General features: G+C 71.8%; 24 protein-coding genes. 11 read left to right on the plus strand and 13 right to left on the minus strand.

What is annotated here, in order from left to right:
* Positions 1–5 precede the first annotated feature (5 nt).
* Together OHS33_RS25105 and OHS33_RS25110 are read left to right on the plus strand one after the other, a co-directional pair.
* Positions 6–380, plus strand: coding sequence for a F0F1 ATP synthase subunit epsilon (locus OHS33_RS25105; RefSeq protein WP_330332664.1), 375 nt, complete (start codon positions 6–8; stop codon positions 378–380).
* 129 nt (positions 381–509) lie between these two features.
* Entirely contained in the window at positions 510–956 is a 447-nt protein-coding gene (locus OHS33_RS25110) for a DUF2550 domain-containing protein (protein ID WP_330332665.1), read from the plus strand.
* 74 nt (positions 957–1,030) lie between these two features.
* On the opposite strand, the gene OHS33_RS25115 is transcribed toward OHS33_RS25110, so the two are convergent.
* From OHS33_RS25115 to OHS33_RS25125, 3 genes are all read right to left on the minus strand, one after another.
* Positions 1,031–2,992: a glycoside hydrolase family 18 chitinase gene (locus tag OHS33_RS25115; protein WP_330332666.1), complete on the minus strand. Its 1,962-nt coding sequence runs from the start codon at positions 2,990–2,992 to the stop codon at positions 1,031–1,033.
* Between the two features lie 90 nt (positions 2,993–3,082).
* Complete coding sequence (locus tag OHS33_RS25120) at positions 3,083–3,787, minus strand: response regulator transcription factor (RefSeq protein WP_330332667.1); 705 nt, start codon at positions 3,785–3,787, stop codon at positions 3,083–3,085.
* Complete coding sequence (locus tag OHS33_RS25125) at positions 3,784–5,040, minus strand: sensor histidine kinase (RefSeq protein ID WP_330332668.1); 1,257 nt, start codon at positions 5,038–5,040, stop codon at positions 3,784–3,786. Before OHS33_RS25125 ends, OHS33_RS25120 begins: the two co-directional genes overlap by 4 nt.
* 107 nt (positions 5,041–5,147) lie before the next feature.
* Here OHS33_RS25125 and OHS33_RS25130 point away from each other — a divergent pair, with 107 nt between their 5' ends.
* The gene (locus OHS33_RS25130) at positions 5,148–5,423 is read left to right on the plus strand and encodes a type II toxin-antitoxin system Phd/YefM family antitoxin (protein WP_330332669.1); all 276 of its coding nucleotides are present in this window, start codon (positions 5,148–5,150) and stop codon (positions 5,421–5,423) included.
* Entirely contained in the window at positions 5,420–5,545 is a 126-nt protein-coding gene (locus tag OHS33_RS25135) for a hypothetical protein (protein WP_330332670.1), read from the plus strand. Before OHS33_RS25130 ends, OHS33_RS25135 begins: the two co-directional genes overlap by 4 nt.
* Positions 5,546–5,570: 25 nt before the next feature.
* Here the strand turns inward: OHS33_RS25135 and OHS33_RS25140 are convergent, their stop codons facing one another.
* Positions 5,571–6,143: a cob(I)yrinic acid a,c-diamide adenosyltransferase gene (locus tag OHS33_RS25140; RefSeq protein WP_330332671.1), complete on the minus strand. Its 573-nt coding sequence runs from the start codon at positions 6,141–6,143 to the stop codon at positions 5,571–5,573.
* Between the two features lie 191 nt (positions 6,144–6,334).
* On the opposite strand from OHS33_RS25140, the gene OHS33_RS25145 reads away from it, so the two are divergent.
* The 3 genes from OHS33_RS25145 to OHS33_RS25155 all read left to right on the plus strand — a co-directional run bounded on the left by OHS33_RS25145 (position 6,335) and on the right by OHS33_RS25155 (position 10,382).
* Complete coding sequence (locus OHS33_RS25145; protein ID WP_330332672.1) at positions 6,335–7,183, plus strand: 3-hydroxyacyl-CoA dehydrogenase family protein; 849 nt, start codon at positions 6,335–6,337, stop codon at positions 7,181–7,183.
* A gap of 180 nt (positions 7,184–7,363) precedes the next feature.
* Entirely contained in the window at positions 7,364–7,687 is a 324-nt protein-coding gene (locus OHS33_RS25150) for an STAS domain-containing protein (protein WP_283448577.1), read from the plus strand.
* Positions 7,688–8,495: 808 nt separating this feature from the next.
* Positions 8,496–10,382 (plus strand): ATP-binding protein, encoded by a 1,887-nt coding sequence (locus OHS33_RS25155; RefSeq protein ID WP_330332673.1) that lies wholly within the window; start codon positions 8,496–8,498, stop codon positions 10,380–10,382.
* Between the two features lie 66 nt (positions 10,383–10,448).
* Here the strand turns inward: OHS33_RS25155 and nucS are convergent, their stop codons facing one another.
* Positions 10,449–11,120, minus strand: coding sequence for an endonuclease NucS (gene nucS, locus OHS33_RS25160; RefSeq protein ID WP_330332674.1), 672 nt, complete (start codon positions 11,118–11,120; stop codon positions 10,449–10,451).
* A 220-nt stretch (positions 11,121–11,340) separates the two neighbouring features.
* Between nucS and OHS33_RS25165 the strand changes: the two genes are divergently transcribed.
* Entirely contained in the window at positions 11,341–11,733 is a 393-nt protein-coding gene (locus tag OHS33_RS25165) for an SCO5389 family protein (RefSeq protein ID WP_330332675.1), read from the plus strand.
* Positions 11,734–11,811: 78 nt separating this feature from the next.
* Here OHS33_RS25165 and OHS33_RS25170 read toward each other — a convergent pair whose 3' ends face one another.
* Positions 11,812–12,852 (minus strand): LLM class flavin-dependent oxidoreductase, encoded by a 1,041-nt coding sequence (locus OHS33_RS25170; RefSeq protein ID WP_330332676.1) that lies wholly within the window; start codon positions 12,850–12,852, stop codon positions 11,812–11,814.
* 220 nt (positions 12,853–13,072) lie between these two features.
* Between OHS33_RS25170 and OHS33_RS25175 the strand changes: the two genes are divergently transcribed.
* Positions 13,073–13,417, plus strand: a complete 345-nt coding sequence (locus OHS33_RS25175) for an ATP/GTP-binding protein (protein WP_330332677.1) — start codon at positions 13,073–13,075, stop codon at positions 13,415–13,417.
* A gap of 72 nt (positions 13,418–13,489) precedes the next feature.
* On the opposite strand, the gene OHS33_RS25180 is transcribed toward OHS33_RS25175, so the two are convergent.
* The 6 genes from OHS33_RS25180 to scy all read right to left on the minus strand — a co-directional run bounded on the left by OHS33_RS25180 (position 13,490) and on the right by scy (position 23,375).
* Positions 13,490–14,341 (minus strand): ABC transporter permease, encoded by an 852-nt coding sequence (locus tag OHS33_RS25180; protein ID WP_330332678.1) that lies wholly within the window; start codon positions 14,339–14,341, stop codon positions 13,490–13,492.
* Positions 14,338–15,537, minus strand: coding sequence for an ABC transporter ATP-binding protein (locus OHS33_RS25185; RefSeq protein WP_330332679.1), 1,200 nt, complete (start codon positions 15,535–15,537; stop codon positions 14,338–14,340). Before OHS33_RS25185 ends, OHS33_RS25180 begins: the two co-directional genes overlap by 4 nt.
* A 173-nt stretch (positions 15,538–15,710) precedes the next feature.
* Positions 15,711–16,490, minus strand: a complete 780-nt coding sequence (locus OHS33_RS25190; protein WP_330335194.1) for an ABC transporter permease — start codon at positions 16,488–16,490, stop codon at positions 15,711–15,713.
* A 2-nt stretch (positions 16,491–16,492) separates the two neighbouring features.
* Complete coding sequence (locus tag OHS33_RS25195) at positions 16,493–17,551, minus strand: ABC transporter ATP-binding protein (RefSeq protein ID WP_330332680.1); 1,059 nt, start codon at positions 17,549–17,551, stop codon at positions 16,493–16,495.
* A 158-nt stretch (positions 17,552–17,709) separates the two neighbouring features.
* Positions 17,710–18,648, minus strand: a complete 939-nt coding sequence (locus tag OHS33_RS25200) for a cellulose-binding protein (RefSeq protein ID WP_330332681.1) — start codon at positions 18,646–18,648, stop codon at positions 17,710–17,712.
* 194 nt (positions 18,649–18,842) lie between these two features.
* Positions 18,843–23,375: a polarized growth protein Scy gene (gene scy, locus OHS33_RS25205; RefSeq protein ID WP_330332682.1), complete on the minus strand. Its 4,533-nt coding sequence runs from the start codon at positions 23,373–23,375 to the stop codon at positions 18,843–18,845.
* A 302-nt stretch (positions 23,376–23,677) separates the two neighbouring features.
* Between scy and OHS33_RS25210 the strand changes: the two genes are divergently transcribed.
* Positions 23,678–24,892 carry an RNA-guided endonuclease InsQ/TnpB family protein gene (locus OHS33_RS25210; protein ID WP_330332683.1) on the plus strand — a complete coding sequence of 405 codons (1,215 nt, stop codon included), beginning with the start codon at positions 23,678–23,680 and terminating at the stop codon, positions 24,890–24,892.
* Between the two features lie 15 nt (positions 24,893–24,907).
* Here the strand turns inward: OHS33_RS25210 and mce are convergent, their stop codons facing one another.
* Entirely contained in the window at positions 24,908–25,351 is a 444-nt protein-coding gene (mce, locus tag OHS33_RS25215) for a methylmalonyl-CoA epimerase (protein ID WP_330332684.1), read from the minus strand.
* A 137-nt stretch (positions 25,352–25,488) separates the two neighbouring features.
* Here mce and OHS33_RS25220 point away from each other — a divergent pair, with 137 nt between their 5' ends.
* Positions 25,489–26,709, plus strand: coding sequence for an acetyl-CoA C-acetyltransferase (locus OHS33_RS25220; RefSeq protein WP_330332685.1), 1,221 nt, complete (start codon positions 25,489–25,491; stop codon positions 26,707–26,709).

Consider the following 26,709-nt stretch of genomic DNA (forward strand, 5'->3'; position numbering starts at 1 on the left):
CCACCTTGGCTGCTGAGCTGCACGTCGAGCTGGTCGCGGCGGACCGTAGTGTCTGGTCCGGCGAGGCCACCCTGGTTGTTGCCCGCACCACGTCCGGCGACATCGGCGTCATGCCCGGTCACCAGCCGCTTCTCGGTGTGCTGGAATCGGGCCCGGTGACCATCCGCACCAGCGACGGCAACACCGTCGTCGCCGCGGTGCACGGCGGTTTCATCTCGTTCGCGGACAACAAGCTGTCCCTGCTGGCCGAGATCGCCGAACTCGCCGACGAGATCGATGTCGAGCGTGCGGAGCGGGCACTGGAGCGCGCGAAGTCGGAGGCCGACAGCGCCTCCGAGCGTCGCGCCGATGTCCGGCTGCGCGCGGTGACGGGGCACTGACCCCAGTACCGCAGGAGTGTGCGTCCTCAGCCGCGGCCCGTTCCGGAATTTTCCGGACCGGGTCGCGGCTGAGGCGATGCGGGTCCGTTTTTGGTTTTCCGAATTCGATGAGCGAGGAGGTCGGTGAAGATGCTCCTCGCTCTGCTTGTGAGCGGCCTGGTCGTAGCCCTGGTGGTGATCGGGCTCTTTGTCTTCGGGCTGCGCCGGAGACTCATCCAGCGTTCCGGCGGCACGTTCGACTGCAGTGTGCGCTGGGGCGTCTCGGACGCCCCCGACGTCTCCGGCAAGGGCTGGGTGTACGGGGTCGCGCGCTACGGCGGTGACCGGATCGAGTGGTTCCGGGTGTTCTCGTACTCCCCCCGGCCGCGCCGGGTGCTGGAGCGTTCCTCCATCGAGGTGGTGTCCCGTCGCGCCCCGGAGGGCGAGGAGGAGCTGGCCCTGCTCTCCGACGCCATCGTGCTCGGTGCCCGCCACCGCGAGGACCGGCTGGAGCTGGCGATGAGCGAGGACGCGCTCACCGGCTTCCTCGCCTGGCTGGAGGCGGCGCCTCCGGGCCAGAGGGTGAACGTGGCGTAGTACGGCCTTGCGCACGAAGGAGCCGGGGAACGGGGGGCGGACCCCGTTCCCCGGCTCCTTCGTCGTGCGGGTGGTTACTTCAGGCCGCTGTCGATCGCGGTGAGCAGTTCACCGTTGCCGGTGTCGCCGCTGAACTCCCAGAAGAACGCGCCGCGCAGGCCCTGGTTCTTCACGTAGCCCATCTTTCCGGCGATGGTGGCCGGGGTGTCGTAGCTCCACCAGTTGCTGCCGCACTTGGCGTAGGCGGTACCGGCGATGGTGCCGGTGGACGGGCAGCTGCCCTTGAGCACCTTGTAGTCCTCGATGCCCTGCTCGTAGGTGCCGGGCGCCGGGCCGGTGGCGGCGCCGCCGGGGGCGTCCTGGGTGACGCCGGTCCAGCCGCGGCCGTAGAAGCCGATGCCGAGGTTGAGCTTGTTCGGCGAGATGCCCTTGGACTTGTACTTCTGGATCGCGGCGTCGGTGTTGAAGCCGGCGATCGGGATGCCGTTGTACGAGGTGAGCGGGGAGTGCGGGGCGGTCGGGCCCTTGGCGTCCCAGGCGCCGAAGAAGTCGTAGGTCATCACGTTGTACCAGTCGACGTACTGCGCGGCCGCGCCGTAGTCGGCGAGGTCCATCTTGCCGCCGGTGGAGCCGTCGGCGGTGACGGCCGCGGTGACCAGGTTGTTCGCGCCGAACTTGGTGCGCAGCGCGGACAGCAGGTTCTTCAGGGAGGCGGCGCCGCTGGTGTCGCAGGACAGGCCGCAGGCGTTCGGGTACTCCCAGTCGATGTCGATGCCGTCGAAGACGTCGGCCCAGCGCGGGTCCTCGACCAGGCTGTAGCAGGAGTCGGCGAAGGCGGCGGGGTTGGCCGCGGCCTGGCCGAAGCCGCCGGACCAGGTCCAGCCGCCGAAGGACCAGAGGATCTTGATGTTCGGGTACTTCTTCTTCAGCTCGCGCAACTGGTTGATGCTGCCCGCGACGGGCTGGTCCCAGGTGTCGGCGACGCCGGAGACGCTGCTCGCCGCGTCGTAGGTCTTCTGGTAGTCGGCGTAGGCGTCACCGATCTGGCACTTGCCGCCGGTGACGTTGCCGAAGGCGTAGTTGATGTGGGTCAGCTTGCTCGCCGAGCCCGAGGTGACGATGTTCTTCACGTGGTAGTTGCGCTGGTAGACGCCCCAGTCGGTGAAGTAGCCGAGCTGGACCTTGGAGCCCGGACCGGGTCCGGGGCCCGGGTCGCCGCCCGTGGTGGTGACCGTCACGGTGCCCGAGGAGGGCCCGGTCTGGTCGATGGTGTCGCGGGCGGTGACGCTGTACCCGTACGTCGTGCCCTTGGTCAGGCCCGAGTCGGTGTAGCTGGTGCCCGTCACGACTCCGATCTTGGTGGAGCCGCGGTAGACGTCGTAGTTCTTGACGCCCTTGTCGTCGGTGGCCGGGGTCCAGCTCAGGCTCACCGAGGTGTCGCCCACCGTCCCGGCCGTGGGGGTGCCGGGAGCGGTGGGGGGTGCGTCGGCCGGGGGCGTGGTGCCGCCGTCACAGGAGCCGCCGTTGATCTTGCAGCCGCTGGGGGCGCCGGCGCCCGCGCCGTTGAAGCCGAAGCTGACGCTGGCGCCCGGGGCGAGGGTGCCGTTCCAGCCGACGTTCTTGCCGGTCCAGTGGGTGCCGGAGCTGGTGACGGTGGCGTCCCAGGCCGAGGTGACCGAGGTGCCCGCCGGGTAGTCCCATTCGACGGTCCAGCTGCTGAGGGTGGTGGTGCCGGTGTTCTTCACCGTCCACTTGCCCTCGAAGCCGGTGCCCCAGTCGGAGACCTTGGTGTAGGACGCCGTCGCCGAGGTCGCGGCCTGGGCCGTGCCCGCGAGGCCGACGAGCCCGGCGAGGGGAAGGGCGAGGGCGGCCACGGTCGCGGCGAGTCTGCGCAGCAGCCGATGGCGGGGTGGGGGGGCCGGTCGTGACGCGTGTGCTGTGCTCAAGGGTGCTCCTCCGAAGGTCCGCCGGAGTCGCTGGCGTCGACTCCCGGCATGGGGGTGGGACCTGCGCCGCCCGTGAGCACGCTTCGTCATGCACGCTCACCACAGTGTTGCGGTGAGATTAGAAAGGTCTGGACCAACCGTCAAGAGGTCCAGACCTCCGCTCCAGCTCCGCACAAGAATTCAGTGCGTCATGCCCAACTCCTGGGCCAGTACGGCAGCTTGGACCCGGCTGCGCAGCTCCAGCTTCCCCAGCAGCCGGCTGACGTGGGTCTTCACCGTGGCCTCGGCCATCTCCAGCCGGACGGCTATGTCCGCGTTGGAGAGCCCCCCGCCCAGACATCCGAGCACCTCCCGCTCCCGCCGGGTCAGCGACTCCAGCGCCTCGGCCGTCTTCGGCTCCGTCCGCGGGCGCGCCGCCGCCGGAGACGCGAACTCCGCGATCAGCCGCCGGGTGACCGCGGGCGAGATCAGGCCCTCCCCGCGCGCGACCGTCCGGACCGCCTCGATGAGTTCCCGCGCCTCCGCGTTCTTCAGCAGGAACCCCGACGCCCCCGCGCGCAGCGCCCCGAAGACGTACTCGTCCAGGTCGAAGGTGGTCAGCACGAGGACGTCCGCCAGCTGCTCGGCGACCACCTGGCGGGTGGCCGACACCCCGTCGAGGCGGGGCATCTGCACGTCCATCAGCACCACGTCCGGCCGCAGCTCGCGGGCCAGGCGCACCGCCTCCAGCCCGTCCGCCGCCTCGCCCACCACCTCGATGCCGTCCGCGCTGCGCAGGATCAGCACCAGCCCGGCCCGCACCGCGCTCTGGTCCTCGGCCACCAGCACCCTGACCGGGGTCACCGTCCCCCCGGCCGCCGCTGCGTCGATCGTCCCGGTCGTCATGTCCGTACCGCCTTCTCCTCGGCGGGCAGGAACGCCCGCACCTGCCACATCGCGCCGTCCGGCGCTTCGGCCCCCTCCGCGATCCCGTCCGCGGCCCCGGCCCGGAAGCTGCCGCCCAGCAGCTCCGCCCGTTCCCGCATCCCCACCAGCCCGGCCCCGGACCCGGGCGCGCGCGGCCCCGCCGTCCGGCTCCCGTGCGGCGAGTCCACGCCCACGCTGAGCAGCCCGCCGCGGCGGGACACCCGGACGGTGACCGTGCCGGGGGAGGCGTGCTTGAGGGCGTTCGTCAGGGACTCCTGGACGATCCGGTACGCCGCCAGCTCCACCGGCGCGGGCAGCGGCGCGGCCTCCTCCCCGCCCGGTTCCCCGGCCCGTTCCCCGCGCCGCTCCCGGTCGTCGTGCAGGACGAAGTCCAGACCGCTGGCGGAGCCGTTCGTACGGGCCTGCTCGACCAGCACCTCCAGCCCGTCCAGCGAGGGCACCGCGACGGCCTCACCCTCCGCGCCCGCGTCACGCAGCAGTCCGATCAGACGGCGCATTTCGGCCAGCCCCTGGACGCTGTTCTCCCGGATCACCCCGAGCGCCTCGCGGCTGGTCGCGGGGGAGTCGATCGAGAGCGCGGCGGTCGAGTGGATGGCGATCGCCGACAGGTGGTTGGCGACCATGTCGTGCAGCTCGCGGGCCATCCGGGCCCGCTCGGCGACCACCGCCTGGCTACGGTCCATCTCGGCCAGCAGCGCGGTCTGCTCGGCCCGCAGCCGGGCCGCGATCGCGGCCTCGCGGTGATTGCGCAGGGTGGCCCCGGTGAGCGCCGGGGCGAAGCAGACGATGCCGGTGACGGCGCCGATGAGCAGGGACTGCGGGGTGCGCAGCCAGGCCACGGCGGTGATCGTGACGGCCAGGGTGATCAGGCCCGTGTGGACCGGAAGCCGCCGGGCCATGGCGGGTTTGCCGTAGACCACGGCGGCGTACACCAGGTCCGTGAAGATCAGCACGGTGGCCAGGGAACCCACCGTGAACTGGTCGGCGATGATCCCGACGGTGCCCACGGTGAGGCCCGCGCGGGGCGCCGAGCGGCGCACCAGCTCCATCGAACCGACGCACACCAGCGGGACCAGAACGGCCCAATCGGGCAGCTGGTCACGACTGGGGTTGCTGTACACCCCGAGCGCCCACAGCAGCACGCCCACGGGCACGCTGACCGCGGCGAGCAGCACGTCGTCGCGGTGCGGGCGGGGGATCTTCGGGAGCATGGGTCCATCCAACAGGGTGATATCGATCAGGGCCTCGGCCCAGCGTCGGATGCCGACTGCATCGAAGGATGCAGTCGCGTGTACACGCATCCGAGTACGCTCGGCTCATGGACGACTCCGTATCCATACGCGAAGCCCGTGCCAACCTCGCCAAGCTGCTCGACCAGGCGCAGGAGGGTGAGCCCACGGTCATCACGCGCGGCGGCGCTCCGGTCGCGGCCATCGTGCCCATCGAGGAGTACAACGCCCTGGAGGACGCCGCGGACGAGATCCTCGCCCGCCGGGCCCGGCAGATCCTCGCCGGGGAGGCCGACGTACCGCGGGCCTCGCCGGCCGAGGTGCTGGCCGACATCTTCGGGACCGGCGCGTCGGGCGCCGCGTGAAGTACGCCTTCGAGTTCACGTCGGCCGCGCGACGGCAGCTCCGCGACATCGACCAGTCGACCGCGCTGCGCATCCTGGTCATCGAGGTGGGGCACCGCCGGGAGATCTACCGGCGGCTGTGACCTCCCGGGCGGCCGCCGGGCGGGGTCAGCGGTCGCCGCCCGGGACCCACAGGACGTCTCCGACCTCCTTGTTGGCCGTCCGCGCCAGGATGAAGAGGAGGTCGGAGAGCCGGTTGAGGTAGGTGGCGGTGAGCGAGTTCATCGACTCGCCGTGCGCCTCCAGGGCCGCCCAGGTGGAGCGCTCCGCGCGCCGGACCACCGTGCACGCCTGGTGCAGCAGCGCCGCGCCGGGGGCGCCGCCGGGCAGGATGAAGCTGCGCAGCTTCTCCAGCTCCTCGTTGAAGGTGTCGCAGTCAGCCTCCAGCTTGTCGACGTAGAACTGCTCCACCCGCAGCGGCGGGTACTCCGGGTTCTCCACCACCGGGGTGCACAGGTCCGCGCCCACGTCGAAGAGGTCGTTCTGCACCCGGACCAGCACCTTGACGACGTCCTCGGCGAGCGCGCCGAGCGCGATCGCCGTCCCGATGGCCGCATTGGCCTCGTTGGCGTCGGCGTACGCGGAAATCCGCAGGTCGGTCTTGGCCGTCCGGCTCATGTCGCCCAGGGCGGTCGTGCCCTTGTCGCCGGTACGGGTGTAGATGCGCGTGAGGTTCACCATGTGGTCAGCGTAGTTCGGGTCAACTGCGCGCCCCCGCCGCAGTGCTGGGCCGTCCCGGTGTGATGTCCGTCATCTGAGACGTGACGCGTGTTACTTCCCGGTCATCGGACCCTTCCCGGACGCTACTCTCCGCCGGAGAGGCTACGAGACCGGGCCGAGACTGGGCCGTATGGAAGAACGTGGGGTGTGAAGTGGCTGGGAAGCTCGCCGTCATCGGTGCCGGACTCATGGGTTCGGGAATCGCGCAGGTCTCCGCACAGGCGGGCTGGGACGTCGTCCTGCGCGATGTGACGGACGCCGCGCTGACCCGCGGCACCGACGGCATCAAGGCCTCGTACGACCGGTTCGTCGCCAAGGGCAAGCTGAGCGCCGAGGACGCCGAGGCCGCGCTGGCGCGCATCACCACCAGCACCGACCTCGACGCGGTCGCCGACGCCGACATCGTCGTCGAGGCCGTCTTCGAGAAGCTGGAGGTCAAGCACGAGATCTTCCGCGCGCTCGACAAGCTCGTGCGCGAGGACGCGATCCTCGCCTCCAACACCTCCGCCATCCCGATCACGAAGATCGCGGCCGTGACGGAGCGTCCGGAGCGGGTCGTGGGCGCCCACTTCTTCTCGCCCGTCCCGATGATGCAGCTGTGCGAGCTGGTGCGCGGCTACAAGACCAGCGACGAGACCCTCGCCACCACGCGCGCCTTCGCCGAGTCCGTCGGCAAGACCTGCATCGTCGTCAACCGCGACGTCGCCGGATTCGTGACGACCCGTCTGATTTCGGCACTCGTCGTCGAGGCGGCGAAGCTGTACGAATCGGGCGTGGCCTCCGCCGAGGACATCGACATCGCCTGCAAGCTGGGCTTCGGGCACGCCATGGGGCCGCTGGCCACGGCCGACCTGACCGGCGTGGACATCCTGCTGCACGCCACCAGCAACATCTACACGGAGTGCCAGGACGAGAAGTTCGCGCCGCCGGAGCTGATGCGCCGGATGGTCGACGCGGGGGATATCGGGCGCAAGAGCGGGCAGGGCTTCTACAAGCACTGAGTACGCGCTGTGTACGCAGCGAGGGCGACACCGTTCGAATGCGCTCACCCCACGGGGTGAATTAGGTATCGGTTCGCTCACGGTCGGCAACTTCCCTGCCCGTGCGGCAGTCAGTTGCAGTGAGAGTTGCCGACCACGTCCCCATCGGACCATACGCACGCCGCACTGCCGGGAGTACACATGCACATCAGGGGCGACCACGCCGAACTCGCAGTCGGGGGCCGCCTCGACGTGCGCAGCGCGGCGGACGCCCGTACGGCCTTCCACACCGCGCTCGACGACGGCGTCGGAGACCTCGTGCTCGATCTGACCGGGCTCGACTCCTGGGACGCGACCGGGCTGGGCGTCATCATGGGCGCCCACCGGCGGGCCGGGCGGACCGGACGGCGGCTCGTGCTGCGCGGGGTTCCGCCGCAGATGCAGCGGCTGCTGGTGGCGACGCGGCTGCACCGGATCCTTGCGATCGAGGGTGGGCTGGAAGCGGAATCGCTTCCTCGGGTGTGAGTTCGCCTCAATCGCCGGCGGGGCTGGGGTGTTTCCCCCGGCCCGGGGTCGGGTGGGTGGGCCGCGGCCGTGCCGGTGCCCCGCACGAGTGTCTCCTCGGCTCGCGGGCTCGGGGCGTCGGAGCGTGTGGCCGGTGGTGACCGCTCGTCCTGCGGGGACACTCCTGCGTGTCCCCGTCCCGGCCGCGACCCGGCCGATGCGGGGCGAATCGTGACGGGCCGGGCGCGATGGGGGCCCTGTGGTTCCCGGACGGGCGTTCACGGTCTAGGGTTCGGGCGAAACCGGACCAGTAGCGGCAGCGGAGTGCGAAGGCCGGGCGAGACGACGGCGCACGACGCGATCGGGGGACTTGGTCATGGACCGCATGCAGGGGCAGCCCACTCCGGATGAGGGGGGCTCGCCCGCGCGGGTCGTGCGGGTTTCCGTGGGGGAGTACGTCCTTACGGTCAATCCCGTTGACGGGAGTGAGATTGAGGGCCGTCGGCCCCCCGTGGCTGGTGCGGCTGGTGTGGGGGATGCGGAGGGTTCGGGTCCCCTTCGGCGTGACGCGGCCTCACGGGGCGCTCTGGAGGGCGCCTTGCGGCCTCCCGTGGCTCCTGGGGCGCCTGTGGTCACGTGGCCGCTGCTGGAGCGTGAGGAGGAGCGGGAGAGGCTTGCCCGGTTGCTCGGACGTGGGCGTTCCGTTCGGCTCACCGGGCCCGCCGGGTCGGGGCGAACCGCGCTGCTCGACGCCGTGGCCGGGGACTGTGCGGACCTCGCGCCCGATGGGGTCGTACGGCTCTGTGGGCATCGGCAGACTGTCAGTGAGTTGTTGTACGCGCTGTATTCGGTTGTTTATGCGCCTTCGGAGGGGTTTCCCGAGCGGCCCGCGCGGGATGAACTGCTGCGGTGGGTCGGGCAGATCGGCGCCGTTGTTCTGCTGGATGATCTGGAATTCGGCGGCGCCGGCCTGGAAGAGCTGCTGCGTGCCACGCCCGAGTGTGCTTGGTTGCTGGCCGCTACTCCGGATACGCCTGCTCCGTCTGATCATTCTCATCTGGAGGAGGTCTTCCTCGGCGGGCTGGGCAAGGCCGCGTGCGTGGAACTCCTGGAGCTGGCGGTTGAGCGGCCGCTGACCGAGCTGGAGAGCGCCTGGGCGGGGGACCTGCGGTTCGCCTCCGAGGGGCTCGCGCTGCGCTTCGTACAGGCGGGCGGGCTGCTGCGGCAGCGCGACGAGCTGAACCGGAGCGCCGAGGACGGGGACGAGGAGCCCGGGGTCTTCGAGGAGCGCCCCAGGGACACCGTGCTCGTCCCGCTGCCGACGCTCGCCGAGGGCGCCGCACCGGCCGAGCTGCTGGCCTCGCGGGTCAGCGAGTCGGCGCGGGCCGCGCTGCGGTTCGCCTGCGCTCTCGACGGCGAGATGCCGCACCCCGCGCACCTGCCCGCCCTGGTGGGCGACACCCACGCGGACGCCGCGGTCGGGGAGCTGCTGGCGTGCGGGCTGCTGACGGCCGCGGGTACCCGCTACCGGCTGGCGGCCGGGGTGGCCCGCCAGCTCGCCGAGTCCGGTTTCGGGGCCTCCGGCGAGGCGCTGACGGCGGCCCGGCACTACGCCTGGTGGACCGGTCACGCGTCGGTGACGCCGGAGCGGGTCGCGGCCGAGGCGGACGCGGTGCTCGCCGCCCTCGCGGGCGCCGATGTGGTGGCGGCCGTCCTGCTGGCCCGTACGGCCGCGCCCGCCTTCGCCGCCTCCCTGCACTGGGGCGCCTGGGAACGGGTCCTGCGGGCCGGGGCCGAGGCCGCCCGGACCGCCGGGGAGGTCGCCGAGCAGGCGTACTTCCACCACGAACTCGGCATCCTCGCGCTGTGCGGCGGACGGCTGGACCGGGCCCGCGCCGAACTGGAGACCTCCAACGGGCTGCGCGGCGCCCTCGCGGACAAGCGCGGCACGGTGGCGGGCCGCAGGGCGCTGGCCCTGGTCACGGACCGGGAGTCGGCGGGCCGGCAGCTCTCGCCCCCGCTGCGCCTGGAAGCCCCCGCTCCGGCGGGGTCGGAGGCGCGGACCGAGGCGTTCCCGCTGGTGCGCGTCGCGCCGGTGCCCGCGGTGGCGCCGCCGCCCGCGGCGGTCTTCGAGGAGACCTTCCCGCTGGACGCGAAGCCCGCGCCCGTGACCGTACGGGTGCCGGTGACGCGGCCCGCGCAGGCCCCGGCCCCGCAGTGGCACCGGCGGCCCGCGGTGCTGGCGGCGGGGGGCGTGCTCGCGGTACTGGCCCTGGGGACGGCGGTGAGCTTCGCGATCACCTCGGGCGACGGGTCGGACACCGAGAACTCGGGTTCCGTGACTCCCTCGTCCTCGTCCTCCGCTCCCGATAAGAGCGGGAACGATCCTGCGCCCGCCCCCGCGGTTCCCGGCGCGTCTCCTTCACCGTCCACCTCCGGCTCCGCGACCGTGCTCCCGCCGTCCCCGGGCACCTCGCCGCCGGGACCCTCCGGCTCCGCCTCGGTCCCGGGCCCCGGGAACGTGCCCACCCGTGGTCCCGGCTCCAAGCCCCCGTCCTCGACGACTCCGGGTTCACCTCCGGCCTCCTCGCCGGGTGGAAGCCCGTCGTCGTCGGCACCTGCTTCGCCGCCGTCCTCCACGTCGCCGTCGACCTCCCCGAGCACTCCGACCGGGCCCACCACCACCCAGCTCTCCCCGCCCGCCGCCACGCCCTGAGCCCGCGGCTGAGCGCGCGAAAATGCCCCCTTCCGCCGGTGACGGAAGGGGGCATTCAGGTCAAGATCAGAAGAGGCGCAGCTTGTCGTCCTCGATGCCGCGCATCGCGTTGTAGTCGAGGATCACGCACTCCATGCCGCGGTCCGTCGCCAGCACGCGGGCCTGGGGCTTGATCTCCTGGGCCGCGTAGACGCCGCGGACCGGCGCGAGGTGCGGGTCGCGGTTGAGGAGTTCCAGGTAGCGGGTCAGCTGCTCCACGCCGTCGATCTCGCCGCGCCGCTTGATCTCCACGGCCACCGTCGCGCCCGAGGCGTCCCGGCACAGGATGTCGACCGGCCCGATCGCGGTCATGTACTCGCGGCGGATCAGCGTGAAGCCCTCGCCGAGGGTATCGATCCGGTCGGCCAGGAGTTCCTGGAGGTGGGCCTCCACGCCGTCCTTGATCAGACCGGGGTCGATGCCCAGCTCGTGGGAGGAGTCGTGGATGACTTCCTCCATCGTGATGATGAGCTTCTCACCCGCCTTGTTGACGACGGTCCAGACGCCCGCGTCGTCCCCCGTCCCCTCTTTGAGGGTGCAGGGCGGGGACATCCAGTTGAGCGGTTTGTACGCCCGGTCGTCCGCGTGGATCGAGACACTGCCGTCGGCCTTCACGAGGATCAGACGGGGTGCCGAGGGCAGATGGGCGGTGAGCCGGCCCGCGTAATCGACGGAGCAGCGGGCAATGACGAGACGCATGGTCGGCAACGCTACTCGACCGACCCGCCTCCACGCGATTCGCCCCCGAAAGCCCCCTTCGCGGATGGCGCGTTGTATGCGCATTCTCCTGGTGCGGTACCCACCGGGCGCCTACCGTGGTGAGCGGGAGGTCGTCGTGCGTGCACGCTGCGTCGCGGTTTCCCTTCCCTGCCCGTAAGACTCCGGTCACCAAACGGCCGGGGTCGCGAGAGGAGAACCCATGTCGCTCGACGTCTCACCGGCCCTACTTGAACAGGCCGAGCGAGGCGAGGTCGACGAAGCCGCTTTCGTCGACTGCGTCCGGACCTCCCTGCCTTTCGCCTGGGAGATGATCAGCTCGTTGGTGGCCCAACTGAAGGTTGACGGTGGCGAGTTCGCCGACAACCAGACGCCGCCGCCCAACGAGCAGGCGCGCGGCCAGCTGCTGCGCGCACTCGCGAGTGATGCCATACGTGGTGCGCTGCAGCGGCACTTCGGAGTGCGTCTGGCATTCCAGAACTGTCACCGCGTGGCGGTGTTCCCGCTGGATCCCGCGGTGGACGACCGGCTGGCCAAGTTCACGTCCATCAGGGGCCAGCTGCTCAACCAGTCGCCGGAACTTCGGGACTGCTAGTGACTTAGTACTCCGCTGCCGCTCCGTATCGCGGGAGGTGCGACTGATACCGGAGCGGCAGCCACCGGTGCGCGGGGCTCAGGCCAGCAGCGGCAGGACCTCGATGCCCAGGCGGCGTACGTTCTCCTCGGTGCCCGCGAGATCGCCGGAGCCCTCGGTCAGAAGGGCGAAGCGGGTGATGCCGGTGCGCTGGGAGGTGGCGGCCAGCCGGTCCGCGGCCAGCGCGGGCGTGCCCACGGGGTGCAGCTCGCACAGCAGCTCCGTGTAGGCGACGGGATCCCGCATGGCGCGCACCCGCCCGTCCACCGTCACGTGCGCGTCCAGCCCCTGCTTCAGCCATCCGGGCATCGCCTTGAGCAGGGCCTCGCGCGCGTCGGCCGTACGGTCCGCCAGCTGGCAGACCCCGGCCGACACGTGCCCGGCGGCCAGCACCCGGTCCCGCGGGTGCCCGGCGGCCAGTGCCGCGTCCCGCCACAGGGCGACCATCGCGGCCTTGTCCTCGTCGCCGCAGTGCATGCCGAGCAGCATCGGGAGCAGCCGCTCGGCGGCGAGCCGCACCGACGCGGGGGAGGTGCAGGCGACGATCACCTCCGGTCCGCTGCCGTCCTCGTCCAGGGACTCCGACGGGCGCGGTACGACGGCCACCTCGCGGAAGCCGTACCGTTCCCCGGGGCCCGCGGGGACCCCCACGCTCGGCTCGGTCAGCCACCGCCGCAGCAGGTCCAGCGCCGCCGGGAAGCCGTGCTCGTACGCCTCCAGGCCGCCGCCGAACACCTCCAGGTCCACCCAGGGCCCGCCCCGGCCCACCCCGAGGGTGAACCTGCCGCCCGAGGTGAGGTGCAGCAGGGCGGCCTGTTCGCCGAGCGCCACCGGATGTGCGTTCGGCAGCACGCTCACCGCCGTCCCCACCCGCAGCCGCCGGGTCCGGCCCAGCAGCAGGGCCGCCAGGGTCACCGCCGACGGGCACACCCCGTACGGAACGAAGTGGTGCTCGGCCACCCAGACCGAGTCCAGCCCGGCCTCCTCGGCCACCTCGGCGGTCCGGACCGCCCTGTGCAGGGCCTCGCCAGGCCCCTGGCCGGGGAACTGGGCCCCCAGTACAAATGCTCCTACGCGCATCGCCTTCTCCTCCTCGCGGCTGACGCGGCCTCCCCAGGTGGACCGGTTTCGTGAGACACCGTCTGCTGGCAACAACGTCTGACACGTGCCATAGGCACGGCCTGACAGGAAAGTTATTGGGATTGTCGGGGAATCGTCTTCGGCCACTCTGCGGGTACCCGGGTGCGCGGCGCGTAGTCTGGGGAAAAGTCCTGTCCGTCCGCCGATCCGTGAGGTATACGTGTCACCGCGCCACAACCGCCCCCGGGGCGGCGAGAATCCTGCCGACCGATCGGACACGGACTCGGGCCGCGGCCCCGGGCTGGAGCGGTACGGTCTGGAGCGCACGGAGGAGTACCAGGGCGAGCAGTGGATGGTCCGGCACGTCGCGGGCGCGAGCGCCGCGGGCAAGCGCTACCGCTGCCCCGGCTGCGACCAGGAGATCCCCTCCGGCACCCCGCACCTGGTCGCCTGGCCCGAGTACGGCGGCGTGGACGACCGCAGGCACTGGCACAAGGCCTGCTGGAACGCGAAGGACCGCCGCACCTCGCGGGTGCAGCGGTCCCGTAACGCTCCCAAGTACTGACCGGCCGCACCGTCCGGCCGCACCGTCCGGCCGCACCGACCGGCCGTACGGATCCCCGCGCGGCCCGCGGCCTCACACGTCGCGGCGCCGGACCACCACGTACGAGGCGGCCACCGCGGCGCCCGTCACCAGCACGAGCAGCGCCATCTGCACCATCCTGCTCGGCAGATCGGTGGAGCCCGTCCCGTCCGGCATGCCGAAGAGCTGCATCAGGGCCACCGGGGCGTTGTAGTCGAGGACGAGGCGGCCCAGCGGCGCCGAAGCCGACCAGATGCTGAGCATCGCCCCTATCAGCGGCGGCAGCGTGACCACCCCGAGCATCACCGCGATCGCCCCCGCCGAATGCCGCACCAGCGCCCCGACGGCGAGTGAGAGCACCCCGAGCAGGGTCACGTAGACGCTCACCGCCAGGGCGTAGGCCCAGGCGCTGTTGCTGTGCGGACCGGCCGTGGGACCGCCGTGCACCATGGCCGCGGAGACCCCCACCAGGAAGATCGAGGCGGCGACGGTGAGGAAGGCGACGGCGCTGAAGACGAGGTACTTCGCGGTGAGCACCCGGTGGCGGTCGGGAGCGGCGCCGAAGGTCGTCCGGACCAGCCCGGTGCCGTATTCGGAGGTGATCGTCAGCACCCCGAGCACCAGCACCGAGAGCTGGCCGGCCATCAGGCCGAACAGCGCGGGCGCGGTGAACGGCATGCTCCGGTAGTTCTCGTCGGAGGTCTGCGCCACGAAGGCCAGCCCGATGCCGACGACGGTCACCACCAGCGAGCCGATCGTCCACAGCGTGGAGCGGACCGAGATCAGCTTGGTCCACTCCGAGGCCACCGCGTGACCGAGGTGCGGGCGCGGCGTGGGCAGCGGGTCGGTGTTGCCCGCCGGGCCCGGCCGCGGCGGGCGCTGCTGCGTGCTGCTCGGCGGGGTCATCGGGAGTCCTCGGGGTTGTTCTTGACGGCCCCGGCGAGATCAGCGGGGCTGCTCGGCATCAGGAAGGCGGCGCTGGGCCCGGCGGGCGGGGGCGCCGCCCCGGCGGGCGCGCCGTCGGCGGGCGCCGTGGCGGTGGCCGGCGCGGATCCCGGCGCGCCGTCGGCCGCCGGGGGAGCGGGCACGTACCAGCCCTCGTGGGGGACGGCCGGCGGGGCCGCCTCCTCCTCCCACGCGGGCACGCTCAGCGGCTCCGGCTCGAACAGCTCGGCCCGCGGGTCCTCGGTGGAGGTGTATTCGACGGCGGCGTGGGTCATCCGCATGTAGGCCTCTTCGAGCGAGGCCTTGTGCGGGGACAGCTCCCACAGCCGTACGCCGCCCCCGTGCGCGAGGTCGGAGATGCGCGGCAGGTCCAGGCCGGTCACGCGCAGGGCGCCGTCCGGCTCCTTCAGCACGCGTGCGCCCGCCTCGGCCAGGATCCGGGAGAGGCGCTCCCCGTCCCCGGGGGCGTCGGCGGAGGCGCGGACCCGAGCGAATCCGGCCGAATTGTGCGTGATGAACTCCTGTACGCCCATGTCGGCCAGCAGCCGCCCGCGCCCGATGACGATCAGGTGGTCGGCGGTCACCGCCATCTCGCTCATCAGGTGCGAGGAGACGAAGACGGTGCGGCCCTCGGCGGCCAGCTGCTTCATGAGGTTGCGGACCCAGAGGATGCCCTCGGGGTCGAGGCCGTTGACCGGCTCGTCGAAGAGCAGCACCTGCGGGTCGCCGAGCAGGGCCGCCGCGATCCCGAGCCGCTGGCCCATGCCGAGCGAGAAGCCCTTCGTCCGCTGCCGGGCCACGTCCTGGAGGCCGACCACACGGAGCACTTCGTCCACGCGCTTCTCCGGGATCCCGGACAGCTGGGCGAGGGCGAGCAGGTGCGTACGGGCCCGGCGGCCGCCGTGGACGGCCTTGGCGTCGAGCAGGGCGCCGACGGTGCGCTGCGCGTTCGGCAGCTCGCGGAAGGCGGAGCCGTTGATCGTGACCCGCCCGGCGGTGGGCCGGTCCAGGCCGAGGATCATGCGCATGGTGGTCGACTTCCCGGACCCGTTGGGCCCCAGGAATCCGGTGACGTGACCCGGCCTGACCTGGAAGGAGAGCTGGTCGACGGCGGTCTTGGCGCCGAAGCGCTTGGTCAGGCCGACTGCCTCGATCATTTCCGTGTCCCTTGCCAGACTGGGCGAGATTCTCCCGGGTAAGGCTTAAGAGGATATCGAGCCTCGTACGGTTCCACCCCCGGCCCATCCCTGAGGTACCCCTGAGATACGACCCGGGGCCGCCCCTGAGAAGGGACGGCCCCGGGGTGCGGACCGAGCGGATCGGGCGTCGGTCAGGCGTCGCGCTTCTTCAGGACGAGGTACCCGCCGAGGACCGAGGCGGCCACCCACAGGAGCATGATCCCGAGGCCGCCCCAGGGGCCGTAGGGCGTCTCGGCCCTGCCCATGGCGTCCGGCACGATCTGCATGATCTTGGACCCCGCCTTGTCGGGCAGGTACTGGCCGTACTTGCGGGTCGCTTCGAAACCGCTGAGGAGGTTCGAGACGATCAGGAAGAACGGGATCAGGATGCTGATCGAGGCGACCGAGCTGCGCAGCATCGCGGCCACGCCCATGGAGAACAGGGCGAGCAGCGCCATGTACAGGCCGGCGCCGACCACCGCGCGCAGGACGTTGTCCTCGCCGATGCCGATGCTGTGGCCGCCCAGGATCGCCTGGCCGATGAAGAACGACAGGAAGCTGGTCAGCAGCCCGACCACCAGCGCCAGCGCCGTGGCCACGGTGAGCTTGCCCAGCAGGAAGCCCGCGCGCCCGGGCACGGCGGCCAGCGAGGTACGGATCATGCCCGAGCTGTACTCGGTACTGACGACCAGCACCCCGAAGACGATCATCGCCAGCTGGCCGAACTGCATCCCGCTGAAGCTCAGCAGGGCGGGGTCGAAAGTGGCCTGGTCGGCCGCGCTCATGTCGTTGAAGCTCGCGTTGACCAGGGCGCAGAACGCGGCGCTGAAACCGACGGTCGCGATGAGGGCGAGGGCGAGCGTCCAGCTGGTGGAGGCGACCGTGCGGATCTTGGTCCACTCGGACTGGAGAACGGCGGGGAAGGAAGCCATGGTCACTTGCCGTCCTTGCGCTGCGCGTCGAAGCCGGCGCCCCAGGCGGGGACGTCGGCGGGCCGGGCCGGGTTGTCGCCGGGGAGACCGCCTCCGGGGCCGCCGGGACCCCCGGGGTGGTGTCCGGGGCCGATGGGGTGTCCGGGCAGGCCGGACGCGTGGGCGTGGTATTCGACCGAGTCGGCCGTCATGCGCATGAACGCTTCTTCCAGGGAGGCCCGCTGCGGGCTGAGTTCGTGCAGCACGATCTGGTGCTGGGCCGCCAGCTCGCCGAGCTGCTCGGAGCTCACGCCGTCGATCTCCAGGGAGCCGGTGCCCGGGACGTCGATCGCCGGGATGCCCGCCTCGTGCAGGACGTCCTTGAGCCGCTCCTGCTGCGGGGAGCGCAGGCGCACGTAACTGCGCGAGTTCTGCTGGATGAAATCGGCCATCGAGGTGTCGGCGAGCAGCCGGCCCTGGCCGATCACGACCAAATGGTCTGCGGTCAGGGCCATTTCACTCATGAGGTGGGAGGAAACGAAGATCGTCCTTCCCTCCGAGGCCAGGCCCTTCATGAGATTGCGGATCCAGAGAATTCCCTCGGGGTCCAGACCATTGACGGGTTCGTCGAACATCAGGATTTCCGGATCACCGAGCAGCGCGGAGGCGATTCCCAGCCGCTGCCCCATGCCGAGCGAAAATCCTTTGGACTTCTTCTTGGCGACGGACGTGAGTCCGACCAGGTCAAGTACCTCGGCGACGCGGCTCGTCGGGATCCGGTTCGACTGGGCCAGGCACAAGAGGTTGTTGTAGGCGCTGCGTCCGCCGTTCATCGCTTTCGCGTCCAGCAGCGCACCGATGTATTTCAGCGGTTCCGGCAGGTCCCGGTAGTGCTTGCCGTCGATCCTGACCGAACCACTGGTCGGGTTGTCGAGGTCGAGCATCATGCGCATGGTCGTGGACTTTCCCGCCCCGTTGGGGCCGAGGAAGCCGGTGACCACCCCCGGTCTGACCTGGAAGCTGAGGTTGTCCACGGCGGTCTTCGCGCCGAATCGTTTGGTAAGGCCCTCAAGCTCGATCATGCGGCCACGCTAGAGCGCCCCAGGGCCTTGCGCCACCTCAAAAGGTGTCACAAGGCCCTGGGGCGTGGCATTTCGCTACCAGCGAGTAGCTTCCGTCAGGTTCGGCGCGGGTTCAGCCGGTCGGCCGAGCCCGGCGCCACCACTGTCGTGGCGGCGCGTCAGCGGCTCTGCTGGGCCGGAACGCCGCGGGTCACCGGCTCGTCGTCGATCGGGGAACCGGCCGCGGCCACCGCGGCGCCGGTCAGCGTCGCGAGCATCTCGCGGACGTTGGTCAGCTGCGCGTTGATGGAGTCGCGGCGGTTGGTGAGCGCCGCCAGCTCGCGCTCGGACTCGCTGCGGATGCGGTCCGCCTTTGCGTTGGCGTCGGCGACGATGTCCTCGGCCTGGCGCTGCGCGGTCTCGACGGTCTGCCGGGCGCGGCGCTCGGCGTCCGTACGGAGCTTCTCGGCCTCCAGGCGCAGCTGCTCCGCGCGGTGCTCGATCTCCGCGAGGCGCTTCTCCGCCTTGGCCTGGCGGCCCGCCAGGTCGCGCTCGGACTGCTCGCGGCGCTTGGCCAGGTTGGTCTCGAAGTCCGCGGCGGCCTGGGCGGCCTTGGCGCGGGTCTCCTCGAAGAGCGCGTCGGCCTCCTCGCGCTTGGAGGCGGCGTCCTTCTGGGCCTCGGAGCGCAGGGTGGCGGAGTCGCCCTTGGCCTTCTCGACGATGCGGACGCCCTCGTCCTCCGCCTTCGACTTGCGGTCGGCCGCGAACGACTCGGCGTCGTTGCGCACCTGCTGGGCCGCCGACTCGGCCAGCTCACGGTGCTGCTCGGCCGCGCGGCGGGCCTCCTCGCGCAGGTCCTTCGCCTCCTCCTCGGCGAGCCGCAGGATCTTCTCGACCCGGGCGCCGAGACCGGCGTACGACGGTTCGGCGTCGTTGACCTGGGCCTGGGCATTCTGCGTTTCGAGGTGGAGCTCCTCGATCCGCTTCTCCAGGGAGTTGATGCGGGACAGGGCGCTGTCACGGTCGGCGACGATCTTGGTAATGCGGTCGTCCACCTGACCGCGGTCGTAACCACGCCGCACGAGCTCGAAGCCGAAGGGTGAGGAAGTGTCGCTCATGAGGTTCCTGTCGAATGAGACCGATGAGGTGCTACGTGAGGTGTTAAGGGGAATCCTAGGCGCCGGAGCGGCGTGTCATCGAGTCAATCCACGTTTGATCTGGACAATGACACCCCTTTTGAGTGGCAAGGCGACAGAATGCTTGTCACTCGTTCGCCTGAACCTCCATCAGGGGCACACATTTTGTCTCCCGACTAGCCCTCTGACGTCTTACCACCCGAACGAGTGGAACCCGCCGACACTCCCGCCTTCACTCCACCCGAGGCCGGACCGGCCGCGGGCTTTCCGCCACCCGAAGGCGCCTCGAATGATTCCAACGCCTCAAGCACGTCCTGGACACGGGAGATCTCCGCCTGAATGTCCTCGCGCCTGCGCACCAGGACCTCCAGCTCACGCCGCCCCTCGTCGACCAGTTGCGTCGCCTCCGCCTGCGCCGCCGAGAGGACCTTCTCGGCCTCCCGGACCAGTTCGGCCTTCTTCTGCTCGGCCTCCTTGAGCAGCTGCTCCGCCTTGCGGACCGCCGCGATCCGGACCTTGCCGGCCTCACTGCTCGCGTCCGACACCATGGCCTTGGCCTTCGCCTCGGCCTCCTGGCTCTGCTCGGTCGCCGCCTTCACCAGCTTGTCCACGCGCTCACCGGCCGAGCGCATCTGCTCGGACGACTCCCGGCGGGCACGCTCGTGCAGCTCCTCGACCTCGGCCTCGACCCGGCCGCGCAGCTCCTCCGCCCGCTCCCTTATGGCCGACGCGTCCGTCCGCGCGCCCACCAGCAGCTCGTCCGCGTCCGTACGGGCCTTCTCCACCGTGGAGTTGCCCTCGACGGTCGCCTCCGAGGTGATCCGCGCGGCCTCCTTGCGCGCCGCGTCGACCATCGCGTCGGCCTGCTCCTCGGCCTGCGTGGTGGCCGCCAGGGCCGCCGCCTGCGCGTCCGAAGTGAGCTTCTCCGCCTCCGCCGACGCCTCGCCGATGAGCCGGTCCACCTGCTCCGCGGCCTCGCTGCGGCGCTTGTTGGCCGCCTGCCGGGCCTCGTCCAGCACCCGCTCCGACTCGGTACGGGCCTCCGCGCGCACCCGCTCCGCCTCTGCGGCCGCCTCCGCCTTGACCCGCTCCGCCCCGTCCCGGGTCCGGGTCGCGTGCTCCTGCGCCGAAGCCAGCGACTCGGACGCCTCGGCGCGCAGCCGCTCGGCCTCGTTCGCGGCCTCGCCGACCGTACGTTCGTTGTCCTTGCGGGTCAGCTCCGTGAGGCGGGCCGCCTCCGCGGAGGCCTCGCCGATGAGCCGGTCCGCCTGCTCGGCCGCCTCGGACCGCAGACGGCCCGCCTCGGCACGCGCCTCGTCCAGGGTCTGCTCGGACTCGCGCTCCGCCGAAGCCAGCGTCTCGGCGGCGGCGAGCGTGACCCGCTCCGCCTCGGCGGTGGCCTCGCCGATGATCCGGCCGCCCTCCGCGCGGGAGTCGTCCAGGACCCCGGCCGCCTCGGTACGCAGCCGCTCGGACTCCGTGGTCGCCTCGGCGATGAGGTGGTCGGCCTGTTCGGCGGCTTCGGTGCGCAGGCGTCCGGCTTCGGTGCGGGCCTCGTCGAGGGTGTCCGCCGCTTCGGCGCGGGTCGCGTCCGCCGCGGCCACCGCTTCGGTGGTGAGCCGCTCGGCCTCGGCCGCGGCCTCGCCGACCGTACGCTCGTTGGCCGCGCGGGTCTCCTCCGTGAGCCGCTCCGCCTCGGCGGTGGCTTCGGTGATGAGGTGGTCGGCCTGTTCGGCGGCTTCGGTGCGCAGTCGTCCGGCTTCGGTGCGGGCCTCGTCGAGGGTGTCCGCGGCCTCGGCGCGGGTCGCGTCCGCCGCGGCCAGCGCCTCGGTCGTGAGCCGCTCCGCCTCCGCGGCGGCCTCGCCGACGGTCAGCGCGTTCGCGGCCAGGGTCTGCTCGGTGTGCGCCTCGGCCCGCTCCGTCGCCTCGGCGACGATCCGCGCGCCCTCGGCGCGCGCGGCCTCCAGCGACTCCGCGGCCTCCCCGCGGATGCGGTTGGCGTCGTCACGGGCGTCGGCACGGGTCCGCGAGGCGTCCCGCTCGGACGCGGCCAGCGCGTCCGTGGCCTCGGTGCGCACCCGCTGCGCGTACTCCGCGGTGTCCGAGCGCAGCTGCTCGGCCTCGGCGATCGCGTCCCCGACGGTCCGCTCGGCCAGCGCCTTCGCCGCGTCGGTCTCGACCCGGGCCTCGCCGCGGATCCGGTTCGCGTCCTCGGTGGCCCGCTCCCGCTCGGCGTAGGCGTCGGAACGGACCCGGTCCGCCTCCTCCTGCGCCTCGGTCTTCGTGCGCTCCGCGGCGTGGTCCGCCGCACTGCGCAGCCCGGCGACCTCTTCCTCGGCCTGCTCGTGCAGCCCCGCCACGGCGTCGCGCACCTGCTGCGCGGTCGCCTCGGCGGCCGAGACCACCTCGGAGGCGCGCCGCTCGGCCTCCTCGGTCAGCCAGACCGCCTCGGCCGTGGCCTCCTCCGAGCGCTTGCGGGCCTGCGCCAGCAGCTCCTCGCTCTGCTCACGGGCCTGCGCCCGCTCGCTGTCCGCGTCCGTACGGGCCGACGCCAGGGTCTCCTCGGCCTCCCGGCGACGCCGGGCGGCCTCCTCCTGCGCGGCGGCCAGCGCCTCCGCGGCCTCCTCGGCGACCCGCTCGGCCGCCGCCTTCGCCTCGGCGCGCAGCCGGTTCGCGGTCTCCTGCGCCTCGGTGCGCAGCCGTTCGGCCTCGGTCTCCGCCTCGGTGCGCAGCCGCACCCCGGCCTGCTCCGCCTCGGCGCGGGCCTGCCCGGCCTCCTCGGCGGCTTCGGTGCGCAGCCGCGCGGCCTCCGCCTCCGCCTGCGCCTGCAGGGTGCGGATCCGTTCCGCCGACTCGGCGCGCAGCCGGTCGCTCTCCTCGGTGGTCTCCCGGCGGATGCTCTCCGCCGCCGCACGGGCGTCGCGCAGCGCCTGCTCGGCGCCCGCGAGCCGGCCCTCGGCGTCCTCGTGCAGCCGGACCAGCTCGGTGTCGGCCTCGGCGCGCTTCGCCGCCAGGGCCCGGTCGGTCTCCTCGCGGCGCGCGGCCACGGCCGCCTCCGCCTCGGCGCGCAGCGCCTCGGCCTCTTCCTGGGCCTCGGCGCGCAGCCGCTCGGCCTCGGCGCGGGTGCGCTCCAGGGTCTCCTCGGCCTGCCGCCGCAGCGTGGTGGCGCGCTCGACGGCCTCGCCGCGCACCCGCTCGCTCTCCGCGGTCGCCCCGCCGCGCAGCTCGTCGGCGTCCGCCTTGGACTTGCCGAGCAGCTCCTCGGCGGTCCGGGCCGCCTCCTCGATCTGCTGGACGGCCTCGCGGCGCGCCTCGCCGCGGATCCGCTCACCCTCGGCGACGGCCTCGGCGCGCAGCTGCTCGGCCTCGCCGCGCAGCCGCCGGGCGTCCGCCTGCAGCTCGACCGTGCGGGCCCGGTACTCCTCGGTGTCGTCCTTCGCCGCGCCCTTCAGCTCGTCGGCGGTGGCAGCGGCCTGGGCGCGCAGCCGCTCGGCCTCCGCCTCGGCCTCGCCGCGGATCCGCTCCGCCTCCTCGGAGGCGGCCCGGGTGGTCGCGCGGGCGTCCTCGGACGCCTTGTTGAGTACGTCCTCGGCGGCGCGCGCCGCCTTCGCGAGCTGGGCGGCGGTGTCCTCGGCGGCGGCCGTACGGGCCTGGTCGCCGGCCTCGGCGGTCACCCGCTCGACCTCGCCGCGGGCATCGGCCAGCAGCTGCTCGGCCTCGGCCTTGAGGACCTCGGCCTCCTTGGTGGCCTCGCCGACCAGCCGGGCGACCTGCTCCTTGGCGGTGCGGGTGCGCTGCTCGTTGACGGACTCCACCGACGCCAGCTGGCGCGAAGCGCTCTCCTTGGCGTCACTGAGCACGCGCTCCGCCTCGGAGCGGGCCTCGCGCAGCGCGCCGTCGGCCTCCTGCACCCGCTGCTCGGCCACCCGGCCGAGGTCCAGGGTCTGCTGCCGGGTCTGCTCGGCCTCGGCGGAGGTGGTGCTGCGCAGCCGCTCGGCGTGCTCGGTGGCCTCCTGGGCCTGCGCGGAGGCGGCGGTCAGCAGCCGCTCGGCCTCCTTGCGGGCCCGCAGCAGGGTGGCCTCGGCCTCCGTACGGGAGGACTCCGCGTCGGCGGTCAGCCGGCGGCGGGCCTCCTCGGCGAGCCGGGCGGCCTCGGTGCGGGCCGCGTTCAGGGACTGCTCGGCCTCGGCGCGGGACTCCTCCATGAGCCGGCGGGCCTGGGCCTCCGTACGGGCGCGCAGCTGCTCGGCCCAGGCCACGTTCTCGTTGACGTGGGCCTCGACCGTCTGGCGACGCTCGTTCAGTTCCTGGTCCAGGCGCTGGCGCCGGTTGACGGCCTCGCTGTGGAGCTCGGCCTGCAGGCGTGCCTGGTGCTCGGCGTGCTCCTGGAGGATGCGCTGGGTCTGGGCCCGGGCGTCGCGCAGTTCGCGTTCGGCGTCCGAACGCATCTGATCGGCCTGGATCTGGGCATTGCGGAGCAGCTGCTCCGCCTGGTAGCCCATGTCCGCGCCGTCGTAGGCGGGGCGGGACGCGAGACTGCGGCGTACCTCATGGAGCTTGGCGCGCAGCACCTCGACCTGGTATCCCAGGTCCTCGGCGTGCTGGACGGCCTTCCCGCGCTCCTTCTTCAGCCGCTCCATCTCGGCCTCGAACCGCGAGAGATGGTCGGCCTCGGCCTGATGGCTCTCCTGGCTTTCGTAGCCCCGCACAGCGCGGTCCCATCCGTCCCCTGGTCGCAAGCTCACTCCCAAATGAGCATCGTCCGCCCGCTGAACGACGCCCCCGGGGGAATGGTGTCAGATGACGGGCCAAGGCCCACAGGCCCCGACCCCTCGCGCACCGAACCCCGGCCGAGCCATGGCCACTCTACCGGCCGGGGAAAGGCGACATCAGTGCGCTCTTGCGGGGACCCCCGGGCCCCGGTCTTGTGCAATTCCCTCTTCGGGTCCGCTGTACGGCGATTTGCGGTGTTCGAATGTATGTGTCCGAGAGCCCGCGTACCGTCGTCGAAGTGAAGCTCGTGGTGCAGGTCAAGCTGTTGCCGACGGTGGCGCAGGAGGTGGCGCTCGCGGCGACCTTGCGCGCCTGCAACGAAGCGGGCTCGTGGGTGAGCGAGGTGGCGGTCGAGCGGGACACGTACCGGAACTTCGACCTGCGCAAGCACGTCTACACCGAGATCAAGGCCAGGTGGGGTCTGGGAGCGCAGGCCGCCCAGCATGTGATCAAGAAAACGTGCGATGCGTATACGACGCTGAGGGCGAACCTGCGGACCGGCAAACTGGGTCGGCCCGGGTCGGAGCGCCACCGCCGGGCGTCGCAGACGCCGATCGGATTCCGGACGTCCGCGGCTCAGCCGTACGACGACCGGATGCTGTCGTGGCAGGTGGATGCGCGGACGGTCTCGATCTGGACCACCAGCGGGCGGATGAAGGACGTTGCTTTCACGGGCGGCCCGGAACAGCTCGCCACCCTTGCTCTGTACCGCAAGGGCGAGTCGGATCTGCTGTACCGGGACGGAGCCTGGTTCCTGCTCGCGACCTGCGAGGTGCCCGAGGCGGAGCTGAACACGGAGCCGGTGGACTTTCTGGGCGTGGATCTGGGCGTCGTCAACGTCGCCACCACCTCGGACGGCGAGATCATGGCCGGACGTCGCCTCAATCGCCTGCGCGAACGGGACCTGAAATTACGGGCCAAGCTGCAACGCAAGGGAACCAAGTCCGCGAGGCGTCGCGCACAGCGAAGGCGGCGCAAGGAGGCCCGGCGCAGCCGGGACGTCAATCACAAAATCGCGAAGCGCATCGTGGCCGAGGCTGAACGCACCGGACGCGGGATCGGTCTGGAGAACCTGACCGGGATCCGTGAACGGGTACGGCTGAGGAAGCCCCAACGGGCCATGGTGCACTCCTGGGCCTTCGCTCAACTGGGGGAGTTCATCGCGTACAAGGCCCGCCGAACGGGAGTGCCGGTGGTGTACGTCGATCCGGCGTACACCTCCCGCACCTGCGCCGAATGCGGGCACGTGGACAAGGCGAACCGGGTCTCACAGGCCCGGTTCGTGTGCCGGTCGTGCGGATTCGTTGATCACGCAGACCGCAACGGCTCCCGCAACATCCGCGCACGCGCGCAGATGCTGTGGCGAAGCGGGGCCCCGTCAACGGCCCCAGCCATTCCGGAACGCCGGGTGGCCGGACGCGGACGGCACACCACAGCCGGTGGTGTGCCGTAACGCAAGCCCATCGCTCTAATGATGGGTGGTTGACGGCTCGGGGTTGGCGGTGACCAGTTCCGTGAGGACGCCGTGGCAGTCCTTGGGGTGCAGGAAGGTGATCCGGGAGTCCATGGAGCCCCTGCGCGGCTCGTCGTAGAGGACGCGGACGCCCTTGCCGCGGATGGCCTCGGAGTCCCCGTCGACGTCCTCGGTGCCGAAGGCGATGTGGTGCACGCCCTCGCCGTTCTTGGCCAGCCACTTGCCGACCGCGGAGTCCTCCCGGGTGGGCTCCAGGAGCTGGATGTAGGAGGCGCCGCCGTCCGAGGTCCCGTTGATCTTGAGCATGGCCTCGCGGACGCCCTGCTCCTCGTTGACCTCGGAGTGGAACACCTCGAAGCCGTACGTGGCACGGTAGAACTCGACGGTCTTGTCCAGGTCGAAGCAGGCGATCCCGATGTGGTCGATTCTTGTCAGCATGGGACCAGTGCACTCTGGAGGAGGGCGGTCACGCAACGTGCCAGCGATCACACCCACACCCCGGTGACGGCGCGGGTACCGCTCAGTACATTCGGGTAAACCCTCGTTCACTCCTCTCATCCAAGGGGCTGTGCCTCATGTCCGGAACGAACAACACCACTTCAGTGATCGTCGCCGGGGCCCGCACGCCCATGGGGCGGCTGCTCGGCTCGCTGAAGTCCTTCTCGGGTGCCGATCTCGGCGGTTTCGCCATCAAGTCCGCGCTGGACCGGGCCGGGATCTCCGGTGACCAGGTGCAGTACGTGATCATGGGGCAGGTGCTCCAGGCGGGCGCCGGCCAGATCCCCGCCCGCCAGGCGGCGGTCAAGGGCGGCATCCCCATGAACGTCCCCGCGCTCACCATCAACAAGGTGTGTCTGTCGGGTCTGGACGCCATCGCCCTGGCCGACCAGCTCATCCGCGCCGGAGAGTTCGACATCGTGGTCGCGGGCGGCCAGGAGTCGATGACCAACGCCCCGCACCTGCTGCCCAAGTCGCGCGAGGGCTACAAGTACGGCGCCGTCGAAATGCTCGACGCGATGGCCTACGACGGCCTCACCGACGCCTTCGAGAACATTCCGATGGGCCTGTCCACCGAGACGCACAACACCCGTCTGGGCATCGAGCGCGCCCCGCAGGACGAGTTCGCGGCCGCCTCCCACCAGAAGGCCGCCGCCGCCCAGAAGAACGGCGTCTTCGCCGCCGAGATCACCCCCGTGGAGATCCCGCAGCGCAAGGGCGACCCGGTCGTCTTCGCCGAGGACGAGGGCATCCGCGCCGAGACCACGGTCGAGTCCCTGGGCAAGCTGCGCCCCGCCTTCGCGAAGGACGGCACGATCACCGCCGGCACCTCGTCCCAGATCAGCGACGGCGCGGCCGCCGTGGTCGTGATGAGCAAGGCGAAGGCCGAGGAGCTGGGCCTGGAGTGGATCGCGGAGATCGGCGCCCACGGCAATGTGGCGGGCCCCGACAACTCGCTCCAGTCGCAGCCCTCGAACGCGATCCTGCACGCCCTCAAGAAGGAGGGCCTGGAGGTCGCCGACCTGGACCTGATCGAGATCAACGAGGCCTTCGCGGCGGTCGCCGTGCAGTCAATGAAGGACCTCGGCGTGGACCCGGAAAGGGTGAACGTCAACGGCGGCGCGATCGCGCTGGGCCACCCGATCGGCATGTCCGGCGCCCGCGTGGTGCTGCACCTGGCACTGGAACTGGGCCGGCGCGGCGGCGGCGTCGGCGCGGCCGCCCTGTGCGGCGGCGGCGGTCAGGGCGACGCGCTGATCGTGCGCGTGCCCGCTCCCGGCTCCGGCTCGAAGGCGTAG

Source organism: Streptomyces sp. NBC_00536 (assembly GCF_036346295.1).
Classification (GTDB): Bacteria; Actinomycetota; Actinomycetes; order Streptomycetales; family Streptomycetaceae; genus Streptomyces.

Excerpts from the sequence above, each read along its gene's own strand:
- mce (WP_330332684.1), bottom strand. The coding sequence starts at position 25,351 with ATGCTGACAAGAATCGACCACATCGGGATCGCCTGCTTCGACCTGGAC.
- OHS33_RS25130 (WP_330332669.1), top strand. The coding sequence starts at position 5,148 with ATGGACGACTCCGTATCCATACGCGAAGCCCGTGCCAACCTCGCCAAG.
- OHS33_RS25140 (WP_330332671.1), bottom strand. The coding sequence starts at position 6,143 with ATGGTGAACCTCACGCGCATCTACACCCGTACCGGCGACAAGGGCACG.
- nucS (WP_330332674.1), bottom strand. The coding sequence starts at position 11,120 with ATGCGTCTCGTCATTGCCCGCTGCTCCGTCGATTACGCGGGCCGGCTC.
- OHS33_RS25165 (WP_330332675.1), top strand. The coding sequence starts at position 11,341 with ATGTCGCTCGACGTCTCACCGGCCCTACTTGAACAGGCCGAGCGAGGC.
- OHS33_RS25110 (WP_330332665.1), top strand. The coding sequence starts at position 510 with ATGCTCCTCGCTCTGCTTGTGAGCGGCCTGGTCGTAGCCCTGGTGGTG.
- OHS33_RS25120 (WP_330332667.1), bottom strand. The coding sequence starts at position 3,787 with ATGACGACCGGGACGATCGACGCAGCGGCGGCCGGGGGGACGGTGACC.
- OHS33_RS25125 (WP_330332668.1), bottom strand. The coding sequence starts at position 5,040 with ATGCTCCCGAAGATCCCCCGCCCGCACCGCGACGACGTGCTGCTCGCC.
- OHS33_RS25150 (WP_283448577.1), top strand. The coding sequence starts at position 7,364 with ATGCACATCAGGGGCGACCACGCCGAACTCGCAGTCGGGGGCCGCCTC.
- OHS33_RS25200 (WP_330332681.1), bottom strand. The coding sequence starts at position 18,648 with ATGAGCGACACTTCCTCACCCTTCGGCTTCGAGCTCGTGCGGCGTGGT.
- OHS33_RS25115 (WP_330332666.1), bottom strand. The coding sequence starts at position 2,992 with ATGACGAAGCGTGCTCACGGGCGGCGCAGGTCCCACCCCCATGCCGGG.
- OHS33_RS25185 (WP_330332679.1), bottom strand. The coding sequence starts at position 15,537 with ATGATCGAGGCAGTCGGCCTGACCAAGCGCTTCGGCGCCAAGACCGCC.
- OHS33_RS25180 (WP_330332678.1), bottom strand. The coding sequence starts at position 14,341 with ATGACCCCGCCGAGCAGCACGCAGCAGCGCCCGCCGCGGCCGGGCCCG.
- OHS33_RS25170 (WP_330332676.1), bottom strand. The coding sequence starts at position 12,852 with ATGCGCGTAGGAGCATTTGTACTGGGGGCCCAGTTCCCCGGCCAGGGG.
- OHS33_RS25195 (WP_330332680.1), bottom strand. The coding sequence starts at position 17,551 with ATGATCGAGCTTGAGGGCCTTACCAAACGATTCGGCGCGAAGACCGCC.
- OHS33_RS25220 (WP_330332685.1), top strand. The coding sequence starts at position 25,489 with ATGTCCGGAACGAACAACACCACTTCAGTGATCGTCGCCGGGGCCCGC.
- OHS33_RS25190 (WP_330335194.1), bottom strand. The coding sequence starts at position 16,490 with ATGGCTTCCTTCCCCGCCGTTCTCCAGTCCGAGTGGACCAAGATCCGC.